We start from the raw sequence: 24,209 nt of genomic DNA, 5'->3' as shown, positions 1-24,209 counted from the left end.
TGGTGATTATGTTGTTAAGAAAAAGACGCTGGAAGTCAGTAAGAGCGAGCAGCTTGTCCGAGGCGCTGGAATTATGCGTGGAATACGCTTCCGAGCAACGCCGCCCTATTAAGGTATTGGCAGATTTGATGGGCGTAGAGTTAAAAACTCTGTACCGCTGGATGGCAGATACCTCGATGCCGTTAAATCGGGCGCGCCAATTTGAGACATTTTGCGGCGTTAGCTTTATTAGTGAGTACCTATGCATGGCACAGGGCGACAAGGTAGTGGTCGCCATCCCAGCGGGTAAAAAGTCGGATGTGACAGATCTAGCCGAGCTGCAAGGCAACTTTGCCGAGGCGTTAACGCTGTTGTCTCGCTTCTATCAACATGGCGACGCTGTAGACGACACCGTGGCCGCGTTAACCAAAACCCTGTCGCAACTAGCTTATCAGCGCAGCAATGTGCTTAAGGTCGGCCAGCCCGAGTTGGAACTTTTCGGAGCGCAGCAATGAGTCAAGTGGCAATCAAGACCCACTACAGCGCAGCAGAACTGGCAGGGATGCGCCTGCCAGGCTTACCTGGAACAAAAGTGGGTCTTATTGCAAAAGCAGATCGCGATGAATGGTCTTTCCTTGAAATTTCAGGACAGGGCGGCCTGCGCCGCGAATACACCCCACCAGCCGAAGTGTTGGCAGCGATACGCAACAAAGCGGCGCAAGAGCTAGCCGCGCTAGCACCTGCGACCACCAGCATAGCGGTCATAGCCAAAAACAGCAGCCATTACACCCGAGAACAAAACCTCAAAGCCGATGCACGCAAAGGTGTTTTGCATGCTTTAGAGCAGATCACGCAGCGCACTGGCTACCCGTTAAAAAAGGCTGCCCGCACCTTGTTAGAGCTAGTGGGACTGGGTCAAGCGTCACCGCAACTGGTGGCCATGCTGAAGTTAGCGCGGGATGAGCGTGGCCGTAGCAGCCCAGACGGTTTGCCGTCTGAGCGTAGCCTGGTGCGCTTTGTTGAATACCAAAAAACGGGGCAAATCGTGCCGAAAAAACGGGCAGCCGATATGTCGGTGCCGTCCTGGGCGAAAGCCTTTATGAGCTACTACCAAAAGCCTGAAAAACCCACGGTAGAACACGCCTACCAAATGTTTGTCGAAGCGACACCAGGAGATCACCCCAGCATTCACCAGGTGCGCCGGTTCTTGAAGAAGGTTGGCAATGTCAGCTTGCAGGCGGGTCGCATGGGAGATAGGGAGTTAAAAAACCTGAAACCCTTTGTGCGTCGCAGCTTTGATGAACTATTGCCCGCCGATGTGTACAGCGCCGATGGCCACAAATTTGACGCCGAAGTACAGCACCCATTGCATGGTCGGCCTTTCCGTCCCGAGATCACCAGCATCATCGATATCGCCACGAGGCGCTTAATCGGCTGGTCGGTGGGTTTGAATGAAAGTGCGCTTGCGGTCTTGGATGCCTTGCGCAATGCGGTAGAAAACGGTGGCATACCAGCCATCTTCTATGTCGACAATGGCTCTGGCTATGTGAATAAGATGATGGAAGATGAAGCCACTGGCTTTATGGCGCGACTTGGGACGGACATGCTGCATAGCCTGCCCTACAACTCACAAGCGCGTGGTGTGATCGAGCGTTTTCACCAGACCTTAACCAAAGCCGCTAAAGAGATCCCTGGTTACATGGGCGCGGACATGGATAGAGAAGCCAAGCATAACGTCTTCAAACTCTCACGCAAGGCGCTTCAATCCAAGAATAAAGGCGAAGTTGCCGTCATGCCCTTGATGGGCTGGCCGGTCTTTACCGAGTTTTTGCATAAAAAATTTAACGCCTACAACAATAAACCACACAGTAGCTTAGCAACGATCACTGATCCAGTAACAGGACGCAAACGCCGTCAATCGCCAAATGAAGCATGGGCGATGGCGGAAACCAAAGGCTTTGCGCCACACATGATCAGCAAACAAGAAAGCATTGCTTTGTTTCGGCCGCAACTCATGCGCACGGTGCGTCGATGCGAGGTGGAATTGTTTGGCCTGCGCTACTACAACAACGCCCTGGAAGAATTTAACGGTGAGTTACTGCCGGTTGCGTATGACATCCACAACCCGCAATTCATCTGGGTCTACGCCATTGATGGCCGCTTGATCTGTGATGCTGAGTTAGATGCAAACAAGGCTCCTTACATGCCGAAATCGGTGGTCGAAAAGGCGCAAGAAAAACGCGCACTCGGACGCGAAAAACGAGCGCGAGCAAATATCGAAGAAATCCACGCCGAGCGCGATGGCGCGCTGGCTTTGGAAATTATTCAGAGCGTGCAGATCCCCACCAATATTGATGAGATCCGGCAGCGCTGGGCATTGGAAGCGAATGAGGCAGTGTTGATTAACAGCGTTAAACAAGAAGAGAAGCTTGTACTAGAAGTGGCAGCAGAAGTCGAGGTAAGTAATGTAACGGCAATGCCTGAGTCACCCCAGGAACGATTTAAGCGGTGGGTGGCATTGGATGACTACGTGAGCAAAGGGGGTGTGATGGATGACCCTGCGCTCACCAGATGGTATGGCAGCTATCAGCAATCGAATGAATTTCGGATGTTTGAGAAACGTCGTATCGCTATGCAAGAAGAGTCTTTAAATGAACAAAGCACGGTGGCCACCGTGCTTTGTATGAACCAAAACTGAAGTAATTTCAAGAAGGATTATGACGATGACTAACGCAATTAGCAAGCTGCAAAATAAATCCGCACTGGCGCGCCCGAAAGGTGGGGTGGCGGCGATTGCCACCTTTGACCTGGTGGCGGCTACGCTGGAACAACTAACCAATCGCCGGCTAGGTATGGACGGTATCGGGGTGCTATATGGCCCTAGTGGCTGGGGTAAAACCTTCAGCAGCAATACCCTGGCGCTCGATACCCGCGCTTACTTTGTGCAGATGAAAGCGGTCTGGACGAAGAAAACCTTCCTGCAAAAGATACTGGAAGAAATGAAGGTGGATTACAGCTACAACTCGACGATTCCCGACTTGTTCGATGCGGTGACCAGCCAGCTGGCCGCTTCCAAGCGTGTGCTGATCCTGGATGAATTTAACCGCGCCATCGAAAAGCCGATCCTGGCGCAGATCACCCGCGAACTGTTCGATTCTACCCAGACGCCGATCCTCCTGGTCGGTGAAGAGCAGTTACCCAATGCGATGGCAAAACCGCAGTTTAAACAACTGTATCGCCGCGTATCGGCCTGGGCTGAGGCGCAAGACGTCACGGTGGCTGACGCTTATAAGTTAGCGCCGATCTATTGCCCCAACATCGAATTTGAGGCCAATGCGGTAGAAGCCCTGGTGCAGTTTGCGAAAGGCTCAGTCAGCAGCGTGGTCAAGTGCTTTAACCAACTGCATGAACATTGTTTAACGCAAGGCATGGACAGCGTCAATTTCGCGGCATTGCAGAAAATCGCTTTGCCTTCCGCCACTCATCCAAAAAGGAAGATTTAACGATGGCCAGATTACCTGCCGAACAAGAAATGAGTGGCGGAAAGTCGCCGCGTCAAAAAGTGTGGGCGCAGATACGCAAGCAGCAAGACCGTTTCACCCAGGCACAGATCGCCCAGCGCGGCAAAGTGTCTGAAGATGCAGTCAAAGACTACGTCAAAGTCCTTCTTAAGGCGGGCTTTATCGCAGTCATTGACAGTGAAGCTGTCGGCACCATGTGTAAGCGCAATATCTACGCCCTGATCAAGGACAACGGTGTGGAAGCGCCACGGCTTACCAAGAAAGGGGAAATCGTTACACAGGGTAGCGTGAACGAGGCGATGTGGGGAACCATGCGCCGGGTGTTGAAGGGGCAAAACTTCGACTATCGCGAACTCGCTGCATTCGCCAGCACCAGCTCGCAAGTCGTCGCGGAAGAAACCGCCAAGACCTATGTCTTTATGTTGGCCAGTGCCGGGTATCTCGACTGCATCACAGCGCCAGTATTGGGGCGACGTGCACGACCAGGGCGCTATCGCTTTAAACCGAACATGGACACCGGCCCACGTGCGCCGATGATCCAACGCACCAAACAAGTGTATGACCCGAACAAGAATCGTGTGATGTGGGTTGAAGAAAAAGGAGATGAAGATGACCTGGTGTGAATACATGAATGCCGACTGGTTTAAAGCGCTGGAGCGTGAAGTGGCGGCGAGTAACAAGACGCAAGTGGCGTTAAAGATGGATGTGAACCGCGCCACGGTCTCCGCCGTCATTAACGGTCTGGCCGCCTATGGCAAAGGCACCGCCTCGACTGCTAACTTTGAGCGCGAGTTTCGCCGTGCATACGAGCAGCTTGATTGCCCCTATAACGGCAAACAGGTCGGCGGGGAATATTGCCGTGAACGTGCATTGTGTGCGGCACCTACCCATAATCCGCTGCAAATGCAGCATTGGCAGGCGTGTCAGCAGTGTAGCCACAAGCCGCGCCCAATAGTGGCCGCAGCATCTGTAACAGCTGCGCAAGTTGTCGCATTCAAACCGGCACCAGTGAGCGCCACGCAGGGTGGCGTAGGCAAGGCTAAAAGCTTCAGCGATGCGAATGACGAAGGTTACTACTGCATCGGCGGCATTAAAGATAACCCTTACCCAGTAGAAGACCCACGCAGTGATTATTGGGAAAACGGATTTAACGCCCGCCGTGTATCGGATATGAAAACCCAAGAACGCATTAAGAAGATGGGGACTGGCGATGTGCAGCAAGCCGGGATCATCGACAAGGTCACCTTGCCACTGCCAGAAGTGGGCGCGCCTCAGATTGCCGTCTCAACTGAAGAGGTGCCAGTATGAAAATCGCTCAAATAAGTGAAGCCGCCAACAATCACATCTTGCTTGGTGAAGCCATTGCCAGCGTCAAACGTTTGGTCAAAGCGTGGCAGATCTGGCGTATTGATAGCCAGTACCGCGCCTTGGGCGACTACGTGCAAGAGCTGCAAGTTAACCAATTTGACGCAGAGCGTGCCCGTATCGCCTTATTAATTCGCCGTGCTGACATCCGTGCCGCCATGCGTAACTTGGGAGGGCAATAACATGAACAGCCCACTGCAAAAAATCGAAAGCATGCTCAGCACCGGGCAAGCGCCGACCTACGGCGATCTGGAAAACGCTTTGGCGCAGGCATTGCAAGAGCGCGCAACGTACCAGACCACCACACAAGACATGACTAACTGGCTGTCCTCGCTGGTCACTGCGCACCTTTGTAAAGATATGCAAGCGATTCACGACATTCTGGCCTGCTTCATCGACAAGAAAGTCAAGATCGTCCGTCCGCTATCGAAAGAGGTGCACTGATGCAACAAGCGTTGACCTTATTCCTCTCGACCTTCGTGCTGGTATTCGCCCTGGGCTTTCAAAGCCTCAATGTCAACCAGGGGCGCTACACGGCGGCGGGCATTACTAGCTTTGTGGTTGGCGCTGGCCAGATGCTCTTGTACAAGCTCGCTCCAGGCGCAGGCTGGTTGGAGATAGGCGCTTACCTTGTCGGTGGGCCGTTGGGAATAGTTTGTTCAATGTTAGTACATAGGAGATGGATGAAATGAATCACTTTGACCCGTTAGTGCCCTGGCCACCGCCAGAGCCGCAAGATAGAAAGCCACCGCAGCAACGTATTCCCATCGGCCCTACCGATGTTTAACGAATTAATCAACACAGGAGCAACACATGAATACAGCAAGCCAATTTGAAATCCCCGCAGGTTACCTGAAAGACGCCCAAGGCCGTCTGGTGCCTGAGTTGCTGGTCAAGCCTATCGACAAGGCCAGAGACCAACTGGTGCAAGAACTCATCAACAAGGCGGTGGCCGTTAAAACCGCGCTGGTCGATTTTAAGAAAACCACCTTCGCCGATATCGCCGCCTTTGTCGATCTCAGCCTGGAGCAATACGACACCAAGCTGGGTGGCAAGAAAGGCAACGTCACGCTGTTTAGCTTTGACGGCAAATACAAGGTGCAGTTTGCCGTCTCTGAAAACATCCAGTTTGACGAACGTTTGCAGGCGGCCAAATCCTTGATCGACGAATGCATTACTGAATGGAGCCAAGGCTCCAGTCCTGAAATTCAAGTCTTGGTGCAAGACGCCTTCAAGACTGATAGCGAGGGTAATCTCAACCATGGCCGCATTCTCGGCTTGCGCCGCCTAGACATTGCCGATGAACGCTGGAAGCGCGCCATGCAAGCCATAGGCGAATCGGTGCAAGTGGTCGGCAGCAAGCAATACGTACGCTTTTATCAAAGGCGTGATGAGACGGATCAGTACGACGCGATTGCCTTGGATATGGCCGCGCTGTAAAGATTTAACGACATTAGAGCGCCCAGGTGCAGGTGGCGCAAATCATTACCAGCCTTTCGGTAACAGCACCAGTACACGCCGGGTTCCCATTTGCCTGAGTGAGTGTGCCGGATGATCCCACGAGACGGGTCACTTTTTTAAAATCCCATCTATTTAACGGAGTAACACATGAACAAACAAGAACTGATCGCCGCAATTCAAACACGTTCCATCCACTACAAAGACTCTGGTGTACAGAAAAATTCTGTTGAAGCGGTCTTGGATTCCTTGGCCGATGTCATTAACGGCGCATTGGTCAAGCGTGACGAAGTGGCTTTGCCTGGCATAGGCAAATTCAGCGCTGAAGAGCGCGCAGCTCGCAAAGGCCGCAACCCTGCCACTGGTGCCGAGATCGACATCCCCGCAAAGGTGGTGCCGAAGTTTAGCGCGGCCAAGGCCTTGAAAGATACGATCGCATTTAGCTAAACCCTAAGCGAAACCATGGCGAGGACATTCTCTCCATGGTCTGCCGGACAGGGGTGTCCGGTACTGATGAGCACCCATGCCGGGTTACGGCTACGCCTAACCCGGCCTACAGAAGCCAAGGAAAATATGATGCAAAAAGACGCGGTTGTCTCAATAAAAATCCAGGATGCATATCGCTTGGTACAGCTTGTTGATGCGGGGACTTTTCCGGCAAGCGCATTCTTGGATGGTCGTGGCACTAGCTACGATGAATTCAAAAAACAGGTAATGAGTTTGCTTTCTTCTGGCGTTGAGCAAAAATCGAACGAGAGAAGGAAATACAGATGACTATCACTAAAGAACAATGGATGCAGGTCGAGACAGAACTATCAGGATCATGGGGGCATGTCGAAATGCTGATCGATGGTTTTAAAGTGAGTTTGCAGATTGAGCGCATTAAATCGCTCAAGTACACAATTACGACCTACGTTAATGGCCAATGGTGTGGCAAATGGATGAGAGAAGACAGCGACGAAGGTAAGCGATTCTTTTGCCCTAAGTCGTCCTTTTTGCTATCAACTAAAGATCGTGCCGACTTGATTAAAATCTATGGCGGTAAACGTTGCCCCAAAGCGGAACTGGAAAGGTTCAACAAAAAATACACTACACTCATGCCGCATTGGAACAGCGTTAAATCCATGCGTCGCCACTTTGAAAAAAACAATCAAAGCCTTGAATTGGTATCGATTGGTTTTCAAGCATGAAGCCATTAAAAAACGCCGACCAGCTGCGCAAGGCCGAAATGGCGCAGATCCATATCGCAAAGAAAGAGCTGGCGCTTGAGGACGATGCCTACCGCGCCTTGCTGTTGCAGGTGACTGGTAAAACGTCGAGCAAGGATTTAACGTGGCAAGGCCGCAAGGAACTACTAGATCATTTTAAAAAGATAGGCTGGAAGGCCAAGGGTAAATCTGGTGGCCGCGGTTTGCCACAAGTCGCAGTTGATCGCATGCCGCGCATGCGTAAGATAGAAGCGCTATTGGCAGAAGCTGGACGACCATGGTCTTACCTTGACCCCATCCTTAAAAACCTCAAGCGTGACAGCATCCAGTTTTGTGATGTGAGCGACCTCTCCAAAATTATCGCTGCCTTGATGGCAGACGCCAAACGCCATGGAAGAGTGACAAAATGATAGCTGAACTCAGCGCAGACAGCATCAGCATTGATGACTTGCCGCAGCAGCTGCGCCAGGTGGCCGACCTCATCGGGCTACAGGCCACTTTGGTGTTAGTGCGCCACTATGGCGGTGTCAGGCTTTATGTGCCTATGCTGATGACACCTGAGCACATTCTGTCGCGCCTGATCGGTTTTGAGACGGCTTTAAAACTAGCGTCTGAGTTCGGAGGCATCGATCATTTTGACATTCCCCGCGCCACTGGTGCCTTGAGGCTAGTGCGTAACCGGCAAATTGCAGATAAATACGTCAAGGGTAAATCCCTGAGGAACCTAGCGCTGGAATATGCCATGACCGAACGGGCGATTGTGAAAATTTTAGCGGGCGTTGGCACCACGCAGGAAGACCGGCAGGCAAATCTGTTTTAAACTTCTGGCTTCGTTAAATTTCAGGAGCCAAAATGAAGGCAGTCGTTTTTTATACCGTATTGGCGTTAGGTTTAGTTGGCTGCGATAAAGCGCAAGAGACTTCAGTTAAAGAACCGCTCGCGCTACCGTGGTCAAAACAAGAGGCATGGAATCACGCAGGATCAGCACTTTTTCAGATTGAGCATGGAGAAAAAGCTTTGATTGCATCGCTCAATGGCACCGACGTAGAAAAAGACATTTCAACCAATATTACGCGACCATTGGTGCAAATTTTACGCAAATGGAGGGCGCAATGGAATGAATTGAAAAATGAAAACGTTGAAATTTACTCCCAATGCCACTTTGCATTGCTCGATTTTCAAAGATATTCATTTTCCTTTACTGATACAGAGACTAAGGATTTGCGCCAACAAAGAGATGTATGGCTAAAGGCGTATAAAGAGGAATTAAAGCAATGTAGAGTGTCTGTGTTGCAGAGCAAAGCACAAGAGAATAAGTCTGAGCCAGAGTACCAGCCGGAGACTTTTGAAGCCGTTAAAGATCTGGCGATGAAAGGTAACTATCAGGCGCAGCGCAATCTCGCCTTTGGCTATGTTAGTGATGCATACAAAGGTCAAGATAAAAATCCGATAGTGGGATGTGCCTGGTATAAGCTGATCATCAAATCCGGAAATGAAAAAGTGAATAACACCGATGTCAATAACGTTAAAGTGTATTGCGATTCCTTGTCTCCCTTGGAACTAGAGGTAGCAAATGCCCAGTCTATAGTCTTGTACAAGAAGGTTTATCCACAATGAAGTTTACTGGAATATTTGCCGGAAATTTAAGACGAATAGTCATTCTCGTTATTTGTGCAGGCGTCTCGCTTTCCTATAGTGCTCAAGCAAAACAGGTGCGCAGCACTGCGGCAAAACATGAATTTCAAAGAACTGTTCCATGTCCAGCGAATAATCAAGCCCGTGGCAAATGCCCAGGATACGTGATTGATCATATCGATCCGCTTTGTAATGGCGGTGCAGATGCTTCTAGCAATATGCAATGGCAAACTATTGTCGATGCGAAGAAGAAGGATATCTGGGAGCGCGAAATTTGCCGCTTAAAAAGAAATACGAAGCGGTAAGAACAGTTCTACCCTGAAATACAGACACCATCATCCAAGGCCGCACTCGCGGCCTTTTTTAATCCCCCCCGAACCCGTTACCCCTTAATCACCTCCACGCGCACGCGTAAGCTGGCAACGTTCTTTCAAGAAACCCGTTGACCCTTATTAGGAGTGTTATGAAATGAAAGCTTTCCCCCGCATGACGGACTGGCTGATCTTTGCCCTTGCTCTGTCCATCTTGATCTTCGCCCTGGCACCGCAGCAGGTGCCCGTCAGTCTGTACAAAATCAACTTGATCGCCTTGGCGGGCGTGGTTGGCTATTGGCTGGATCGTTCACTCTTCCCCTATGCGCGCCCGGATAGTTTTTTAGCCGCAGAGACCCCGCAAGACAACAGCATCGACGGCGGTGGCCTGATCTTTGATCTGGAATGTTTTGTGCAAAACGACTTGCTGTTTGTCGCCGCACAGATCCGCCGTTCGATTATCGTCGCAGCGAGCATGATCGCCGTGGGTTTGGGGGCGTAATGATGTTCAATAAAATTCGCCTTATCCTTTTGTACTGCATGTGTGCAATGGCTTGTGTCATCACATGTTGCAGTCCAGCTCAAGCGCAAGAGATACCCCGCGCTGCCGTGCAGCACCGCGCCGATTTAACGCGCATTTCCCATGCAGCTTGGGGTTTAGACGCCCCAGTGCCGATGTTTGCCGCACAGATCCGGCAAGAAAGCGGATGGAACTCGCAAGCCGTCTCCAGCGTTGGTGCTACTGGCATGGCGCAGTTTATGCCCGCCACGGCGCAGTGGTGGTGTGCGTTAAATAAACTGTCCGCCACCGAGTGCCAGCCAAGTAACCCGGTCTGGGCTATGCGCTCGCTGGTTGGCTATGATCGATGGCTCTACCAGCGCGTCGGTGGTGGCGAAGAGTTTGACCGCCTATGGGCAACGCTACGCGCCTATAACGGCGGTCTCGGTCATTGGCAAAAAGAAGCCGCCATAGCAAACGCCGGATTTAACCGGATCGCTATCGATGCCGCTTGTGGCCGCGCCAGCCGTAACCCTGTCCATTGCGCTGAAAATCTATCTTATCCAGACCGCATTCTCAATCGAATCCAGCCGCGCTATGCCGCCTGGGGCAGAGTCGTGGTGGCCACATGATCAGCCTGCTCATTCAAACCTATCGGTCGCAACTGTCCATGCTTGCAGTTGGATTATTGCTCGGCTGCTTTTTCACCAGCTGGTTTAACGCGGGCGAGTTAGCGCTGGCCAAGGGCGATAACGAAACGCTCAAAGCTGAACATAGCGAACAAGTAGCGCAGGCGGCCAGTGCCGCACTTAAGCGCATCGTGACAGCCAATGAGCGGGCAGACAGCCTACAGGTCGCCCTGGACACCACCGAGCAACGCTTGACTACTTCCAAACTGGAGAAACAACATGAAATCAAACGTTCGACTACTGGCAATGCTTGCCTTAACAGTGCCACTGTGCGCCTGCTTAACGATGAAGTCGCAAGAGCTAAAGTTGCAACCCTGCCCACGCCCGCCAGCAAGCCTATTAAAGCGGATGCCGCCATTGCCACCGATACCGACGTCGCCAGCTGGATCAACGACACCAAAGCCCAGTACGAAGTCTGCCGCGCCAGGTTAGACACCTTGATCGATTGGGAAAGCCCTATCACCTCATTAGAAAACACGCATGACTGATTTTATTGACCGCGCCTCCGAACAGGAAGCGCAAGACCGAAAATTGGCGCTGCAAGAGCAAGCACGTCGGGCGAATCTAACTGGCAAGACCATCTCAGACAGCGCACTAGAGTGTACTGAATGTGCTGAGCCGATACCGTTAAATCGCCGCCTTGCCATGCCGGGTTGCCAGTTCTGTATCAGCTGCCAGACGCAACGCGAGAAAGCTTTCTATGAGCGTTGATCTTTCCGGAGCGCAGATCATTGTTGGTGTTTTTACTTGCTTACTTTTGTGCCTGGGCTTCTTTGTCAGGCTTTGGATTAGCCGCCTCCAGACAGATATCGATAGCGTTAAAAAAAAGCACGAAGAGAAAGCCACAGAGTTCCATCTGTACCAATTGCAGTGCGCCCGCGACTTTGCACAGAAGTCAGAGATCAGCAACGGGCGGCTGGAAATGATGGAGGCGATGCACAAGATTGAAGCCAAGGTAGACCGTATTTTTGACAAACTCGATAAGAAAGCCGACAAGCAATGAGCAACCAGAACAACACCACCACAGAAGTAAGCGAAGAATTGCGCCTGCTACGCAAGATTGATCACAAGGTGGACGGCATTGATTCCCAATTGGCGGGTATGAAGAAGCAAGCTATTTTGTACGGTGCCGTTGCCGGTGGCCTGTCTGGCGCAATAGTCGCTGGCGGCATCATGGCGGCAAAAATCAAGTTGGGTCTGTAAGCAATGGCGCATCCAGCAGAAATCCGCGACAAAGTACGTCGCGCCTATGTCTTTGATCGGCTGTCACTAGAAGTGGCGGCGTTAAAGTGTGGTGTCTCGTATGGCACTGCCAGCCGTTGGAAGTCACAGTCGGCCGAGAAAGGCGATAACTGGGACAAAGCCCAGTCTGCGCAATTGTTAGCTGGTGGCAGCATTGAAGACATAGGTCGCCAAATGCTGGCCGGTCTGGTCACGCAATACCAAAGCAGCATGGATGAGCTGACACGCGATGCCAACATCAACCCTGTCGTCAAAGTGCAGCTGCTCGCCAGTCTGGCCGATGCGTTTAACAAAACAGTCTCGGCCTCAAAACGCATCCTGCCCGAAACTTCAGAGCTGGCCACGGCAATGGACGTGGTGCAAAAGCTGGCCAGCTTTGTCCGCCAGCGCTACCCACAACACACCAACGCATTTGCCGAACTGCTGGAGCCGTTCGGCGATGAGCTGGTCAAGGCTTACGGGTAAAAAAATGAAAAGAGCGGTGACCGAAGAGGACTTCCGAATGCCGGAGTTCCGTGGGATGGAACCAGAGGATTACGAGTTTCGTGCTGACGGGAAAGTGGTGCGCAAAGATCGATGGGAAACTGCAATACGCAGCATTTGGTTCGCGCTCGGAGATGGGCGTCGAGAGTTTGAAATTGTTGACGTCGTTGGTGCCGTTCATGCGCTGGTGGCAAACATTCCCTCGCGAGCAAGTGAAGACGATGAAAATGAATAACTGATGGCCAAGATCACCAAAAAAGAATTCAAGGAACAGCTTGCCCAACTAGCCACCGGCATGCGCCTGGCGATTGAGGCCGAGTGCGATGGCTTTGATCCAGATCCAGCTAAGCGCCAGGAGCGGCGCTTGCAGGCCATGGCTTCGTTTCGCTATTTCGCGCAAACATATTTTCCGCACTACATCAAGCATACGCCCGCTACGGTGCATGATTACTTGTTTGATCGCTTTCAGGAAGTGGTCGATAACAAGATTGGCGACCATGATGCGGTAGCTGCCCCGCGTGGCCATGCCAAGTCCACCATCATCACGCAGATAGGCACGCTCTGGTGCATCGTTACCGGGCGCAAGAAATATCCCCTCATCGTCATGGATGCGCTGGATCAAGCCTTGCCTATGTTGGAAGCGATCAAGGCAGAGCTAGAGTTTAACCCGCGCTTGTTGGTGGATTTTCCGGAAGCTACCGGGCAAGGCCGCGTCTGGCAAGTCGGCGTGATTGTCACCGCCAATGATGTCAAGGTCGAAGTGTTCGGCTCCGGCAAAAAAGTGCGTGGCCGTCGCCATGGCCCATATCGTCCTGATTTGGTGATCGGCGACGATTTGGAAAATGATGAGAACGTGCGCAGCCCTGATCAACGCGACAAGCTCATGACCTGGGTGTTAAAAAGTTTGCTGTCATTAGGCTATGCCGACGATAGCCTGGACGTGTTCATCATCGGCACCATCCTGCATTACGATTCCGTACTCGCCCGATTGATACAAAACCCGCTCTGGCGCGGCGTTAAATTTCGCGCCGTTGAGCAGTGGCCAGCCCGCATGGACTTATGGGATCGCTGGGCAGAACTACTGTTAAACGATGGTGAGGCAGTCGCCAAAGCCTTCCATGACAGCCATCCAGAGATGGAGCTGGGCGTTAAAATTTGCTGGCCGGGTGGCACCACGTTTTACAAACTCATGGTCAAGCGGGCGCGTGACGGTAGAGCCGCTTTCGACTCAGAGCAGCAGAATGATCCGGTCAGTGGTGATGACGCACCGTTCGCTAACTGCATCCAGTTCTGGGTCAATCGCCTCAATGAATGGGTATTCTACGGTGCCTGCGATCCCTCCCTGGGTAAGCATGGCGCGTCACGTGATCCCTCCGCCTTACTGGTGGGCGGCGGTAACCGTTTTACTGGTGTGCTCGACGTAGTCGAGGCCAAGATTGCCAAGCGCCTACCCGATAGAATTATTGAAGACATCATCGCCCTGCAGCTGGAATACCGCTGTGTCTCGTGGGTAATCGAGACCGTCCAGTTTCAGGAGTTCCTGCGTACCGAGCTGGTCAAGCGTAGCGCGGCCAGAGGCATTCCCGTGCCTGCCACCGCCGTGATCCCACATTCAGACAAGTTGCTGCGCATAGAGACGCTACAGCCACATATGGCAAACGGCTTGATCCGTCTGCACCCTTCACAAAACACCTTGATAGAGCAGCTGCGCCACTTCCCCAAAGCCGATCATGACGATGGCCCTGATGCGCTGCACATGTTGTGGATGGCCTTCATTTCGCGTATGGGGGGCTTTGAGCATCGTTCCAGCGGGCAGCGCCGCACCGGGTCTGCCATGTCCGATTATGTGAATGGCTAATCGTAGCTACCGCTCGCAGCTACTTTAAACGCAGTGTAAAACAAGACAGGACGCACCATGACAGCAGTAGACAAATCATCCCTCACCAGTGTCATCGCGACAGTACAGCGCGACATCACACACCCGTTTTTCACCAGCGTACTGCGTCAGCAAGACGACACCCTGTTACAGCGTGGCGGTAACAAGGGTCTGAAAATTTATGATGAGATCGAACGCGATGCCAAAGTATTCTCCGCCTTGCAAAAACGCAAGCTAGCCGTCATCGGCAGGCCATGGCAGGTAGATCCCGCCAGTAACAGCGCCAGGGACAAGGCAGCGGCAGAGATGGTTAAGCGCAATCTCATGCGCATCAACTTTGATACCGTCACGCTCAATGCCCTAGATGCCATCCTTAAAGGTTTTTCTGTTAGCGAAATCGTCTGGCAGCCGGACGGTAAAGAATTTGGGATCAACCGCATCATGCCACGCAATGCGCGGCGCTTTACCTTTGATCTCGATTACAAGCCACGCATGCTGACCTGGGAAAACCTGATGGTCGGTGAGGCGCTGCCCGAGCGTAAATTTATCATTCACAGCTTTGGCGGCAAAGACGGTAGCCCGTTCGGCCTTGGCTTGGGCACCCGTTTATTCTGGCCAGCCTTCTTCAAGCGCCAGGACATTTCGGCCTGGCTGGTGTTTCTGGATAAGTTCGCCAGCCCAACTGCTGTCGGCAAATATCCCTCAGGCGCGCCAGCGTCCGATATCGATGCACTGATGGAGGCGATGCAATCCATCGCGCAAGAGACTTCGATTGCCATTCCAGAAAACATGCTGGTCGAGTTTCTCGAAGCCTCGCGCACCGGAGGCAGCGATGCCTACGAGCGCATGGCGCGCTATATGGATGAGCAGATCGAAGAGATCATCCTGGGCGACAGTGGTGGTGGCAAAGGCGGCGGCGGAGCCATCGCGGCAGCTGCAATCACCAAGAAAGAAGTCAGGATAGAGCTGGTTAAGGCCGATGCCGATCTCTTGTCAGATACATTAAACGCCAGCATCGCGCAATGGCTGGTCGATCTGAACATGCCAGGCGCAGGCGTGCCGCGCATTTCCCGGATTGTCGACGAACCCACCGATCTGCTGGCCAAGTCTGAGCGCGACAAAAACATCTACGCGATAGGCTATCGCCCCACATTAAAATATGTGCATGAGACCTATGGCGGCGAATGGGAACCGGTGCCCTCGGCATTCGGCAAACCTGCCACCGCGCTGCCATTGGCCGACGACTTAGCTGAGTTCGCCGAATCGGATCTCGCACGCCTGGCAAGCCAAATTGCCTTAGAAGGCGCGCTCACGTCCACCATCGATGGCGCTGCCGGTAAATTGCAGCCTTTGGCCGCTTCCTTGTTGCAGCCCCTGATCGATGCCTTACAAAAGGCCGATTCGTTTGAGGCTGCGTTTAACGTAATCGCCGAAGCCTATCCCATGATGGACAGCGACAAGCTGACCGAATTGCTAGGTCAGGCCGAGTTCGTCGCGCAAATCGTAGGCGAGGCCGGATGAAATCGACAGACGTTAAGGTCGCGTTCAACCTACCGCCAGAGCGTGCCATGGCCTTCCTGGGCGCGAAGGGCTTGCAAACCAGCGGCGGCTGGCAAGAGATCTGGCAAGAAGCCCATGCGCGCACTTTCACCGTTGCCAATTGCCACAAGCTCGATGTCTTGCAAGACATCCATACGGCGCTGACAGACGCGTTAAAGAACGGCACAACCTATGCAAAATTCCAAGACACCTTAAAACCCTTGCTACAGCAAAAAGGCTGGTGGGGTAAGGCGATAGATCCGAAGACGGGCGAGATCACGGCCACTTACCCAAACTCAACCAAGCCCATCCAATACGGCTCGCCACGGCGCTTGCAATTGATTTTTGATAGCAACGTGCGCAGCGCCTACATGGCGGGTAAGTACACGCAGTTCAAGCGCACTACGCTAACGCATCCTTACTGGATGTACACGGCGATCTTGGACGGACGCACCCGTCCGTCACACCGTTCTCTGCATGGTCGGGTGTTCAAACATGACGATACGGTATGGCAAAGCATCTGGCCACCGAATGGTTTTCGCTGCCGCTGTACCGTCATTAACCTGATGCAAACCGATATGGATGCACAAGGCCATGCCCTATCTGATTCCAGTGGCTATGTGAAGCAAGTAGAGGTGCCAGTCTCCAAGCGCAACCCTGAAGCAGGTACCGCCACCGTCACACAAATGAAGTTACCAGGAATGGATAGAGCTTTCCGCACCGATCCGGGCTGGAGCAGTAACCAGGCGCTCGCTGCCTACCAGCCGCAATTGAATAAGTACGCCTATCCGGTAGCGCATCAATACGTGCGCGGTGCCTTAAAAGGGCCTGCATTCGAGCGCTTCTTTAACGGTGCGTCGCTAGAGAACTTCCCGGTGGCAGTGTTAAAGCCTGAAGATATGAAAGCCATCGGCGCGCTCACCCAAACGGTCTATCTCTCGGCAGAATCACTGGCAAGTCATGTCGCCAAGCATCCAGAAATCAGCTTAACGGACTATCAAAAAATACCGGACATCATCGACAAGGGCGAGGTCTACCAACAGGGCGATGCCAGGCTGGTGTTTTTGGCGGAAGATGGCGTGCTATATCGGGCAGCACTCAAGCGAACCAAGGACGGTGGCGAGAATTATTTTTTAACGCTGTTTAAATCGAATGATGACAATGCCGGGCGGCAGGTGCGCAAGAAACTGGTGCAGTTGCGCTAGAGACATTGCTTTAGGAACGTTGCAATAGAAAAGACGCGGTGCCGGTTCGTCATCCCCGATTACCTCATCAAGCCGCAGGGGCTTGGGTAAAGCAGACGAATATAGCTCTACCGCGTCAACTCCATTATAGCGCCTGAATTAAAAACGGTATGTAGAAAATTGTTTAAGGACTCAACATGGTTGCCGACATTAATATCAATAGCAAAGAGCTTGAGGCAGCCTTAAATCAGGCCATGAGCAAGATAGCGCAACCCGCCTTGCTCATGGAAAGCGTCGCCGCCACCCTGGTCAGCGTCACCGCACAAAACTTCCTAGCCCAAGGCAGGCCGCACTGGTTGGGGCTGAAAAAGCCATCAGATAAACGCAAAGGCGGCATGATCCTGCAAGACACAGGCCGCCTGCGTGATTCCATAGTCGGAAGTCATACCGATACCAGCGCCACTATTGGTAGCAACGTGGTGTACGCCGCCATTCACCAGTTCGGCGGACAAACCAAGCCGCATGTCATCGCTGCTAAAAATGGTAAGGCGCTCAAGTTTAATGGCCGCTATGCCAAGAAGGTGAATCACCCTGGATCAAAAATACCAGCCCGTCCATTTCTGCCAGTGGATGGTCATGGCAACTTGCAAGCCGAGGCCGTCAGCGCGATAGAATCGGTAGTGCAAATCTACTTGCGATCCGTGATTGGTGAATAATTCGGGAGTAATTCGGGAATGATTTATATAAAATCGACGTGCGCCCCGCAGTGCGCTTTTTAACGCCATAGTTAAGCCAGACTACCAAAAAAGCGCCGCCGCTTGTTTTAACGGGGGTTTAACGCGGTTTAAATCGAAGCAATAAGCCAACACCGCTTCGCACTTGCGTAAAAACATCGTTCTTGCCATTAGTACTCAATGTCAGCTAGACTAAAAAAGCACCTCCCCACAGCTCACCCCGAACCCTATCCGCCTTAACTGCTTTATTTCATTTGCCCACAATGGGCAACATGAAACCTATCCAAATATTCAAACCCGGTCAGCACATCGCAGCAAGTGGCGATGCCTATAACTTTTCTGAATCAGACGTGAGCGCCATGGTAGCCGCCTACAATCCGGCAACGCATGAAGCGCCGATAGTCGTAGGGCATCCCAAGCACGATCTGCCTGCCTATGGCTGGGTCAAGTCATTGGCATTTGCCGATGGCGTCATCCAGGCCGAGCCAGACCAAATTGATCCCGACTTCTCTGAGATGGTCAGCAATGGGCGTTTCAAAAAAATCTCGGCAAGCTTCTATCACCCTGAGTCTCCGAGCAATCCCGTGCCAGGTGTGTACTACTTGCGCCATGTCGGCTTCCTGGGCGCACAGCCACCAGCGGTCAAAGGCTTGCGCAATCCTGAATTTAACGAGGCAGATGAAAAAATAGTTTCGTTCGACTTCAATGAGCAAAGTTACAGCTGGTCGAATCTGGCAGGCATGTTCCGCGCCTTGCGGGAATACGTAATCGGCAAAGACGGTGCCGACAAAGCCGACCAGCTCATTCCCAACTGGCAAATCGATCAGCTGCAACGCACATCCGACGAAATCCGCACTCAGGAAACTGAGATCGATGCCGCCACTGTTACGCCTTCCTTTTCAGACCCAGCAGTTTTACCCACAGGAGCATCCATGACACCAGAACAAATCGCCGCCATGCAGGCAGAAAACCTGCGCCTTAAAACCGAAGCAGATCAAGTCGCACTACGTAGCGCCACCTTGGCAAGCCAGGAAGAAGCACAACGCCACCAAGGCAATGCATCCTTCTGCGAACAGCTAGTCGCCAGTGCGCAGTTGCACCCAGCTCAAAAAGACAATGCTATCGCTCTGTTAAACGGCCTCAGTACAAGCGTGACGACAAATACAGATGCCGTAGTCGAATTTTCTGAAGGTGCGAAGAAGTCGACTTTGCCATTCGCCGATGCACTCAAGGTACTACTCCAGGCACAACCCAAGATTGTTGACTTCGGCGAAGCAGCTGGTGTGCGCAAAGGCATTGTCGATATCGAAGATCCGTCTGCACTTGCACGCAAAGCAGTCGAGTTCCAGGAAGCCGAGCAAAAGGCAGGCCGGACGATCAGTTCTGCCGAAGCAGTCGCGCACATTGTGCGCCAGGCGTAATCGCTAAGTCCTGAGCGAGCGCCGCAAGTACCGCAATACAGCAATCCACAATCACTCATTTTTACTCGGAGTTACTCATGTCCAATCTGCAATTAGCCAAGAACTATGTCGCTGACGTTGCCATTCCCGCCTTTCGCCTGGTCAAGCCTGGCACTGCCGATGATCGCATCACGCTAGCCACGGCCTCCACCGATGCCTTGATCGGCACCACCACCGACATTGCCGCCGCCATTGGCGAGCGTTGCGATGTGCAACTGGCAGAAATTGCCTACGTCGAAGCCGGTGCAGCGATTACCCGAGGTGCCTTTATCACTGCCGATGCTACCGGGCGCGGTATTGCTGCCGCACCTGCAGCTGGTGTGAACGCTTCCGTAGCAGGCCGCGCATTAGAAACGGCAACCGCTGCTGGTGACGTGATCCGCATCATGCAATCCATCGGCCAGATCCAGGGTTAATAGATTCAGAGTTTTTTTCAGGCGCGGCACATCATTGTTTGTATCGCTTGAGTTAGTTATTTAGTTAGTAACGCCCATCCTTTTTTTAATCAGGAGACTTTATGTCCACAACTGGCTTTCCCATTAACCCTGAGCTATCCGCTATCGCGATTGCATACAGAAACAGCGCCGATTCCTTGATCGCCGACTCCGCCTTACCCCGCGTACCGACGGCGATGAAATTCAAGTACACCAAGTACGATGCGGCGCAAGGTTATACCGTCCCGTCGACCAAGGTAGGCCGTAAGTCTGATCCCAATATGGTCGACTTCGGCGGTACAGATGTCACCGATGAGTGTGCCGATTATGGTCTGGACGATTTAATTCCTAACAGCGAGATAGAGGCTTTCAACGCAATGCCCAAGCCCGCCACAGGTGGCCCGATAGATCCAAAAGCGATCAGCACCATGCTGCTCACCAACTTGATCCTGCTGGATCGTGAAGTACGCGTCGCGTCTACCGTATTTAATACTGCCAACTACCTGGGCAGTCAACAGCAGACCTTGTCAGGCACCTCGCAATGGAGCGATTACGTCAATAGCAATCCTTTAAGTGCCTTGCTAGCTGCTTTGGATACACCGCTGGTACGCCCGAATAAACTCGTGATTGGTCGCTTGGGCTGGACGGCATTGCGTCAGCATCCTAAAGTGGTGCAAGCTGTCTACAAGTCTGCGCAAAGCGCCGGTACCATCTCGCGTGAACAGTTGGCAGAATTGCTGGAGTTGGAAGAAATCTGTATCGGTTCCGCCTTCGTCAATACTGCTCGCAAAGGTCAGGTCGCGTCCTATCAACGCGCCTGGGGTAAGAATGCAGCATTGATCTACTCCAATACACAGGCGGCCATGTCTGGTCAGCCTACCTTCGGGTTCACCGCCCAGTTCGGTGCCCGTATCGCAGGCGACATCCCGGAGCCAACCAAAGGGCTGCGCGGAGGTATCCGTATTCGTTCTGGTGAGTCGGTCAAAGAAGTGATCTGCGCGCCGGATGTGGGTTACTACTTCCAAAACATCATCCCTTAACCCTTAGTCCGGCCAAGACCAAAGACCGGGCGGCATTTACCCAAATACCGCCCGCACTGATCTTCAATACCTAAAGGAGTGCCCATCATGGCAACCACGCAACCCAAGAATAAAGCACCAGCGCTGGCAAAGAGCAATACCTCGTCCGCCGACGTGAATACAGAAATGAACCAGGCAGCCGATACGAAGCGCTACATCGTCAATGTTGTCATCAACCACGATGATGAACTTTATGAAATCGGCGCAGTCATCGCATTGACGGACAAGCAGGCCACAGCTTTGCTTACCTGCGGTGCGATCACTGACCCTGTCGACACTGACGAGCCAGTCTAAGCATAATGTTCGCCAGCAAATCCGACATGCGCAACCGCTTCGGTGACCGAGAGGTCATCGCGCTGACAGATCGTGACTTTACCGGCGCAATCAATGACGCTGTGTTGCAGCAAGGTCTGACTGCTGCCGATGCCGAAATCGCAGGCTATCTGGCGGGGCGCTACACCTTGCCGTTTGCCGTCGTGCCAGCGGTGCTGGTGGGCTACGCCTGCGACATTGCCCGTTATCGTTTGACGGGTACTGAGGTCACCTGCACCGACGACATCCAGGCGCGCTATCACCAGGCGATCAAATATTTAACCATGGCGGGTCGCGGTGAGATCCCTTTAGGTGTCGATGCGAATGGCGCGGTAGTCGGCGGTGTCTCTGCCACGGGCAATGCAGTACGTCTGGCGGCAGGTGCGCGCAAGTTTAACGTTGACAGCATGTCGGGATATTGATGTTAGCCGCTATCGAAACCGCCATCATCGCCACCATCAAAGCTGCAGCTGGCTTAAATTACCTGCGTTCGGTAGAGAGTTATGGCGGGCAGTTTGATGACGATACCTTTGACGTGGTTCGCACACTGCCAGCGGTATGGGTGACGTTTTCCGGATCGGGCAAGCCCGTGCAGACGGGCGAAAAACGCTTCATGACACCTGCCAGTTTTGCCGTCATGTGCTGTGCCCGCAGTGTCCGCAGTGAAGAAACCACGCGCCACGATGGCCCAGGTAACGAGGTCGGCGTGTACCGCATCCTGCGCGACGTTAAACAACTACTGCTGATGCAAGATTTGGGCTTAGCCATTGACCACTTGCGGCCAGGCGCAGTGCGTACACTCTACAACACAAAAATGCGCGGTAACGGCTTAGCTGTGTTTGCCCAGGAGTGGCATACCAAGTATATCGAAACCGTAGCGCCAGAGACTGAGACTGATCTATTGCGCATCGGACTGAATTATCGAATCAAGCCAGGCGATGACCTGACCGATGCCAGCGATCTGGTGCAGCGCCCGTTATAAATATTGATCAGCAATGAATGTGCAATCGAATCAACCACCAGGAGTAACAATGAAACTACTACAAGTCAAAGCAGCCTCTGGCCTGTCTGTCCCTATGGAGGATAAGCCACGCAGCTATATCACCGATGCAGAGACAGTCTCCGTGCCGGACAGCACCTACTACCAGCGCCGCCTGTCGGATGGTGATTTAGTACTGCTGGAAGAAACTCCGGCAGCAGAGACCGCTGCGAGCGTCGCCACTGTTGATGCTGCACCTGCAGCAGATGGCAAAAAATCCCGCAACTCTAAATCCACCGGAGAGTAAGCATGTCTAGTCCTAATGTCTCTTTTGCGACGATTCCATCGTCGATTCGCAAGCCAGGTAAATATTTTGAATTCAACACCGCGCTTGCTGTCCGCACCTTAGCCGCCAACGCGCAAAAAGTGCTCTTGATCGGTCAACGTACTGCCGCTGGCACACTGGCTGCGGGCGTGTTGACGGATCTATTCAGCGATGCCGAAGCGGGTAAATATTTCGGTTACGGTTCGCAACTACACATGATGGCCAGCGCGGCCATTAGCACTTACCCCTACATTGCGCTGCAAGCTATTGCTGTCGATGATGCTGGCGGCAGTGTTGCAGCGGCTGGCACCGTCACCATTACTGGTGCTGCCACCGCCAGCGGTGTGCTGACCGCTTATATCGCCAACGATATTGTCAACGTCGCGATTGCCGCTTCCGATACGCCAACCATCGTCGCCGCTAGTTTGGTTGCCGCCATCACTGCACGCCCTGATATTCCGGTCACGGCTGCCGCTGCCGTAGGTGTGGTCACATTGACCGCCAAAAACAAAGGCACGCTGGGCAATCAGATTAAGGTCTCTACCGTAGTGACCAATGCCGCAGGTATCGCATCCGCCGTAGGGGCGATGTCGGCAGGTGTCACAGATCCTGTACTGACAGCAGTATTGGCCGCCGTCTTCACCGCAGGACATACGATTATTGCCACGGCTTTTAACGACACCACCAATTTGCAAACCTTGCGCAACCACCTTGATAGCGTCTCCGGTGCCTTAGAGCAGCGTGGTGTCACTGGCTATGCTGGCCATGTTGGCACACTCGCCCAATCCACAACGCTGGCGGTCACTGTCAATAGCGGTCGTATCTGCCTAGGTTTAACGCCGTCTACACTGTCGTTGCCGTTTGAAGTGGCGGCAGCATTTGCCGCTATGGCATCCTCGGAAGAAGATCCAGCCCGCCCGTTAAATACCTTGCCGTTAAAAGGTATAGGCATCATCCCGCTGGCCAATCGCCTGTCTCGCACCGAGCAAGAAAACGCGCTGGTCAATGGCGTAACACCTTTTGAGATTGGCCCAGGTGACAAGGTGCAGGTAGTACGTGCGATCACCACCTACACGCTAGATGCCAATGGCATCCCCGATATTTCTATGCTCGATATCACGACTATCCGCACTCTGGATTACGTACGCAAGACCATGCGTGAACGCATCTCGCTGCGCTTCCCGCGTGACAAGCTCTCTGCGCGCACGGCAGACAAAGTGCGTAGCGAGCTGCTCGATGTCATGGTCAAACTGGAAGAGCTGGAAATCATAGAAAACGTCGAACAGTGGAAACCAGGTCTGATCGTTGAGCGCGATAGCCAAGATCCCAACCGTCTCAACGCCAAGATACCTACCGATGTCGTCAATGGCTTGCATGTCTTCGGTGGTCGTATTGACCTGATCTTGTAACGAAATTGTTTAATTAAACGAATTTACCAAACGAATAGGAGTCTGAAACATGGCACTCACAGAATATCAAGGCTGCATCGTGATGGAGGTCGATGGTCAGGAGATCGACATCGAATCCTTAGATGTTTCCGAAAAGACTGGCCGCAAGCTGGTTAAAACGATGAACAAGACCGGACGGCCACGCGGCTATTCCAAAGGCATCAGCGAAATCACGATCAAGGTGTCAGCCGTGATCCCTGTCACTGGTGATCTGGATTGGGTGTCCATCGTGGGGGCAAAGATCACCGTCTACCCAGTCGGCGGCGGCGCACGTACCAGCTATCTCGACTGTTTCACGCTAGAGATTGGGAAGAAATACAAGGTCGATGGCGAGGCCATGCAGGAATTGTCGATGTCTGCCTTGCGTAAGGTTGTCGAGTAAACAATCGAGTAGGCAAATAAATGCCGCGTTCGCACGGCATTTATTTCTACATTTATTCTCATTAAAC

Annotated in this window: 37 protein-coding genes and 1 other RNA gene; all 38 read left to right on the top strand. The window is 52.8% G+C overall.

Features of this window, described 5'->3' with window-relative positions:
• Window positions 1-8: 8 nt before the first annotated feature.
• The 38 genes from ACO0K8_RS06220 (at window position 9) to ACO0K8_RS06035 (ending at window position 24,142) form a co-directional block, all read left to right on the top strand.
• A complete protein-coding gene (locus tag ACO0K8_RS06220) occupies window positions 9-494 on the top strand; it encodes a hypothetical protein (protein WP_422945748.1) in 486 nt (161 codons plus the stop codon).
• The gene (locus ACO0K8_RS06215) at window positions 491-2,677 is read left to right on the top strand and encodes a Mu transposase C-terminal domain-containing protein (RefSeq protein ID WP_422945747.1); all 2,187 of its coding nucleotides are present in this window, start codon (window positions 491-493) and stop codon (window positions 2,675-2,677) included. The genes ACO0K8_RS06220 and ACO0K8_RS06215 overlap by 4 nt, the downstream gene beginning before the upstream one ends.
• A 25-nt stretch (window positions 2,678-2,702) precedes the next feature.
• Window positions 2,703-3,482 carry an AAA family ATPase gene (locus ACO0K8_RS06210; protein WP_422945746.1) on the top strand — a complete coding sequence of 260 codons (780 nt, stop codon included), beginning with the start codon at window positions 2,703-2,705 and terminating at the stop codon, window positions 3,480-3,482.
• Window positions 3,483-3,484: 2 nt separating this feature from the next.
• Window positions 3,485-4,123: a hypothetical protein gene (locus ACO0K8_RS06205; protein WP_422945745.1), complete on the top strand. Its 639-nt coding sequence runs from the start codon at window positions 3,485-3,487 to the stop codon at window positions 4,121-4,123.
• A complete protein-coding gene (locus ACO0K8_RS06200) occupies window positions 4,110-4,808 on the top strand; it encodes a hypothetical protein (RefSeq protein WP_422945744.1) in 699 nt (232 codons plus the stop codon). The genes ACO0K8_RS06205 and ACO0K8_RS06200 overlap by 14 nt, the downstream gene beginning before the upstream one ends.
• Entirely contained in the window at window positions 4,805-5,047 is a 243-nt protein-coding gene (locus ACO0K8_RS06195) for a hypothetical protein (RefSeq protein ID WP_422945743.1), read from the top strand. The genes ACO0K8_RS06200 and ACO0K8_RS06195 overlap by 4 nt, the downstream gene beginning before the upstream one ends.
• A 1-nt stretch (window position 5,048) precedes the next feature.
• Window positions 5,049-5,309: a hypothetical protein gene (locus ACO0K8_RS06190; protein ID WP_422945742.1), complete on the top strand. Its 261-nt coding sequence runs from the start codon at window positions 5,049-5,051 to the stop codon at window positions 5,307-5,309.
• Complete coding sequence (locus ACO0K8_RS06185; protein WP_422945741.1) at window positions 5,309-5,557, top strand: hypothetical protein; 249 nt, start codon at window positions 5,309-5,311, stop codon at window positions 5,555-5,557. Before ACO0K8_RS06190 ends, ACO0K8_RS06185 begins: the two co-directional genes overlap by 1 nt.
• A 121-nt stretch (window positions 5,558-5,678) precedes the next feature.
• Complete coding sequence (locus ACO0K8_RS06180; RefSeq protein WP_422945740.1) at window positions 5,679-6,305, top strand: DUF3164 family protein; 627 nt, start codon at window positions 5,679-5,681, stop codon at window positions 6,303-6,305.
• A gap of 168 nt (window positions 6,306-6,473) precedes the next feature.
• Complete coding sequence (locus tag ACO0K8_RS06175; RefSeq protein ID WP_422945739.1) at window positions 6,474-6,770, top strand: HU family DNA-binding protein; 297 nt, start codon at window positions 6,474-6,476, stop codon at window positions 6,768-6,770.
• Between the two features lie 5 nt (window positions 6,771-6,775).
• Window positions 6,776-6,850, top strand: an RNA gene (locus tag ACO0K8_RS06170) — hammerhead ribozyme type II.
• A gap of 49 nt (window positions 6,851-6,899) precedes the next feature.
• Entirely contained in the window at window positions 6,900-7,097 is a 198-nt protein-coding gene (locus tag ACO0K8_RS06165) for a hypothetical protein (RefSeq protein ID WP_422945738.1), read from the top strand.
• A complete protein-coding gene (locus ACO0K8_RS06160; RefSeq protein ID WP_422945737.1) occupies window positions 7,094-7,513 on the top strand; it encodes a hypothetical protein in 420 nt (139 codons plus the stop codon). Before ACO0K8_RS06165 ends, ACO0K8_RS06160 begins: the two co-directional genes overlap by 4 nt.
• Window positions 7,510-7,941: a gp16 family protein gene (locus tag ACO0K8_RS06155; protein WP_422945736.1), complete on the top strand. Its 432-nt coding sequence runs from the start codon at window positions 7,510-7,512 to the stop codon at window positions 7,939-7,941. The genes ACO0K8_RS06160 and ACO0K8_RS06155 overlap by 4 nt, the downstream gene beginning before the upstream one ends.
• A complete protein-coding gene (locus ACO0K8_RS06150) occupies window positions 7,938-8,351 on the top strand; it encodes a Mor transcription activator family protein (protein ID WP_422945735.1) in 414 nt (137 codons plus the stop codon). The genes ACO0K8_RS06155 and ACO0K8_RS06150 overlap by 4 nt, the downstream gene beginning before the upstream one ends.
• Before the next feature lie 32 nt (window positions 8,352-8,383).
• Complete coding sequence (locus ACO0K8_RS06145; protein ID WP_422945734.1) at window positions 8,384-9,148, top strand: hypothetical protein; 765 nt, start codon at window positions 8,384-8,386, stop codon at window positions 9,146-9,148.
• Window positions 9,145-9,471 (top strand): HNH endonuclease signature motif containing protein, encoded by a 327-nt coding sequence (locus tag ACO0K8_RS06140; RefSeq protein WP_422945733.1) that lies wholly within the window; start codon window positions 9,145-9,147, stop codon window positions 9,469-9,471. The genes ACO0K8_RS06145 and ACO0K8_RS06140 overlap by 4 nt, the downstream gene beginning before the upstream one ends.
• Window positions 9,472-9,634: 163 nt before the next feature.
• Window positions 9,635-9,979, top strand: a complete 345-nt coding sequence (locus tag ACO0K8_RS06135; protein ID WP_422945732.1) for a putative holin — start codon at window positions 9,635-9,637, stop codon at window positions 9,977-9,979.
• Between the two features lie 107 nt (window positions 9,980-10,086).
• Window positions 10,087-10,608 carry a transglycosylase SLT domain-containing protein gene (locus ACO0K8_RS06130; RefSeq protein ID WP_422945731.1) on the top strand — a complete coding sequence of 174 codons (522 nt, stop codon included), beginning with the start codon at window positions 10,087-10,089 and terminating at the stop codon, window positions 10,606-10,608.
• A complete protein-coding gene (locus ACO0K8_RS06125; RefSeq protein WP_422945730.1) occupies window positions 10,605-11,153 on the top strand; it encodes a hypothetical protein in 549 nt (182 codons plus the stop codon). The genes ACO0K8_RS06130 and ACO0K8_RS06125 overlap by 4 nt, the downstream gene beginning before the upstream one ends.
• Window positions 11,146-11,376 (top strand): TraR/DksA C4-type zinc finger protein, encoded by a 231-nt coding sequence (locus tag ACO0K8_RS06120; protein WP_422945729.1) that lies wholly within the window; start codon window positions 11,146-11,148, stop codon window positions 11,374-11,376. Before ACO0K8_RS06125 ends, ACO0K8_RS06120 begins: the two co-directional genes overlap by 8 nt.
• Window positions 11,366-11,668, top strand: a complete 303-nt coding sequence (locus ACO0K8_RS06115) for a hypothetical protein (protein WP_422945728.1) — start codon at window positions 11,366-11,368, stop codon at window positions 11,666-11,668. Before ACO0K8_RS06120 ends, ACO0K8_RS06115 begins: the two co-directional genes overlap by 11 nt.
• Window positions 11,665-11,868, top strand: a complete 204-nt coding sequence (locus ACO0K8_RS06110; RefSeq protein ID WP_422945727.1) for a hypothetical protein — start codon at window positions 11,665-11,667, stop codon at window positions 11,866-11,868. Before ACO0K8_RS06115 ends, ACO0K8_RS06110 begins: the two co-directional genes overlap by 4 nt.
• A gap of 3 nt (window positions 11,869-11,871) precedes the next feature.
• Window positions 11,872-12,372, top strand: a complete 501-nt coding sequence (locus ACO0K8_RS06105; RefSeq protein ID WP_422945726.1) for a DUF1804 family protein — start codon at window positions 11,872-11,874, stop codon at window positions 12,370-12,372.
• Window positions 12,373-12,376: 4 nt separating this feature from the next.
• On the top strand, window positions 12,377-12,625 hold the full coding sequence (locus tag ACO0K8_RS06100; protein ID WP_422945725.1) for a hypothetical protein: 249 nt from the start codon (window positions 12,377-12,379) through the stop codon (window positions 12,623-12,625).
• A gap of 3 nt (window positions 12,626-12,628) precedes the next feature.
• A complete protein-coding gene (gene terL, locus ACO0K8_RS06095; protein WP_422945724.1) occupies window positions 12,629-14,248 on the top strand; it encodes a phage terminase large subunit in 1,620 nt (539 codons plus the stop codon).
• A 57-nt stretch (window positions 14,249-14,305) separates the two neighbouring features.
• The gene (locus tag ACO0K8_RS06090) at window positions 14,306-15,787 is read left to right on the top strand and encodes a DUF935 domain-containing protein (RefSeq protein ID WP_422945723.1); all 1,482 of its coding nucleotides are present in this window, start codon (window positions 14,306-14,308) and stop codon (window positions 15,785-15,787) included.
• The gene (locus ACO0K8_RS06085) at window positions 15,784-17,010 is read left to right on the top strand and encodes a phage minor head protein (RefSeq protein WP_422945722.1); all 1,227 of its coding nucleotides are present in this window, start codon (window positions 15,784-15,786) and stop codon (window positions 17,008-17,010) included. Before ACO0K8_RS06090 ends, ACO0K8_RS06085 begins: the two co-directional genes overlap by 4 nt.
• 176 nt (window positions 17,011-17,186) lie before the next feature.
• Window positions 17,187-17,705 (top strand): phage virion morphogenesis protein, encoded by a 519-nt coding sequence (locus ACO0K8_RS06080; RefSeq protein WP_422945721.1) that lies wholly within the window; start codon window positions 17,187-17,189, stop codon window positions 17,703-17,705.
• A 290-nt stretch (window positions 17,706-17,995) separates the two neighbouring features.
• Window positions 17,996-19,144, top strand: a complete 1,149-nt coding sequence (locus tag ACO0K8_RS06075) for a peptidase (RefSeq protein ID WP_422945720.1) — start codon at window positions 17,996-17,998, stop codon at window positions 19,142-19,144.
• Window positions 19,145-19,221: 77 nt separating this feature from the next.
• Complete coding sequence (locus ACO0K8_RS06070) at window positions 19,222-19,599, top strand: capsid cement protein (protein ID WP_422945719.1); 378 nt, start codon at window positions 19,222-19,224, stop codon at window positions 19,597-19,599.
• Window positions 19,600-19,700: 101 nt separating this feature from the next.
• Window positions 19,701-20,657: a phage capsid protein gene (locus ACO0K8_RS06065; protein ID WP_422945718.1), complete on the top strand. Its 957-nt coding sequence runs from the start codon at window positions 19,701-19,703 to the stop codon at window positions 20,655-20,657.
• Between the two features lie 87 nt (window positions 20,658-20,744).
• On the top strand, window positions 20,745-20,990 hold the full coding sequence (locus ACO0K8_RS06060) for a hypothetical protein (RefSeq protein ID WP_422945717.1): 246 nt from the start codon (window positions 20,745-20,747) through the stop codon (window positions 20,988-20,990).
• Window positions 20,991-20,995: 5 nt separating this feature from the next.
• Window positions 20,996-21,430 (top strand): gp436 family protein, encoded by a 435-nt coding sequence (locus tag ACO0K8_RS06055; RefSeq protein WP_422945716.1) that lies wholly within the window; start codon window positions 20,996-20,998, stop codon window positions 21,428-21,430.
• Window positions 21,430-21,990 carry a phage protein Gp37 gene (locus ACO0K8_RS06050; protein WP_422945715.1) on the top strand — a complete coding sequence of 187 codons (561 nt, stop codon included), beginning with the start codon at window positions 21,430-21,432 and terminating at the stop codon, window positions 21,988-21,990. The genes ACO0K8_RS06055 and ACO0K8_RS06050 overlap by 1 nt, the downstream gene beginning before the upstream one ends.
• Before the next feature lie 49 nt (window positions 21,991-22,039).
• Window positions 22,040-22,294: a DUF2635 domain-containing protein gene (locus tag ACO0K8_RS06045; protein ID WP_422945714.1), complete on the top strand. Its 255-nt coding sequence runs from the start codon at window positions 22,040-22,042 to the stop codon at window positions 22,292-22,294.
• Window positions 22,295-22,296: 2 nt separating this feature from the next.
• Window positions 22,297-23,721 (top strand): phage tail sheath C-terminal domain-containing protein, encoded by a 1,425-nt coding sequence (locus tag ACO0K8_RS06040; RefSeq protein ID WP_422945713.1) that lies wholly within the window; start codon window positions 22,297-22,299, stop codon window positions 23,719-23,721.
• A 49-nt stretch (window positions 23,722-23,770) separates the two neighbouring features.
• Window positions 23,771-24,142 (top strand): phage tail protein, encoded by a 372-nt coding sequence (locus tag ACO0K8_RS06035; RefSeq protein WP_422945712.1) that lies wholly within the window; start codon window positions 23,771-23,773, stop codon window positions 24,140-24,142.
• Window positions 24,143-24,209: the final 67 nt, after the last annotated feature.

Origin of the sequence: Undibacterium sp. Ren11W (assembly GCF_049340485.1) — a bacterium.
Lineage (GTDB): Bacteria > Pseudomonadota > Gammaproteobacteria > Burkholderiales > Burkholderiaceae_D > Undibacterium.
This window is presented reverse-complemented; position numbering and strand designations above follow the sequence as displayed.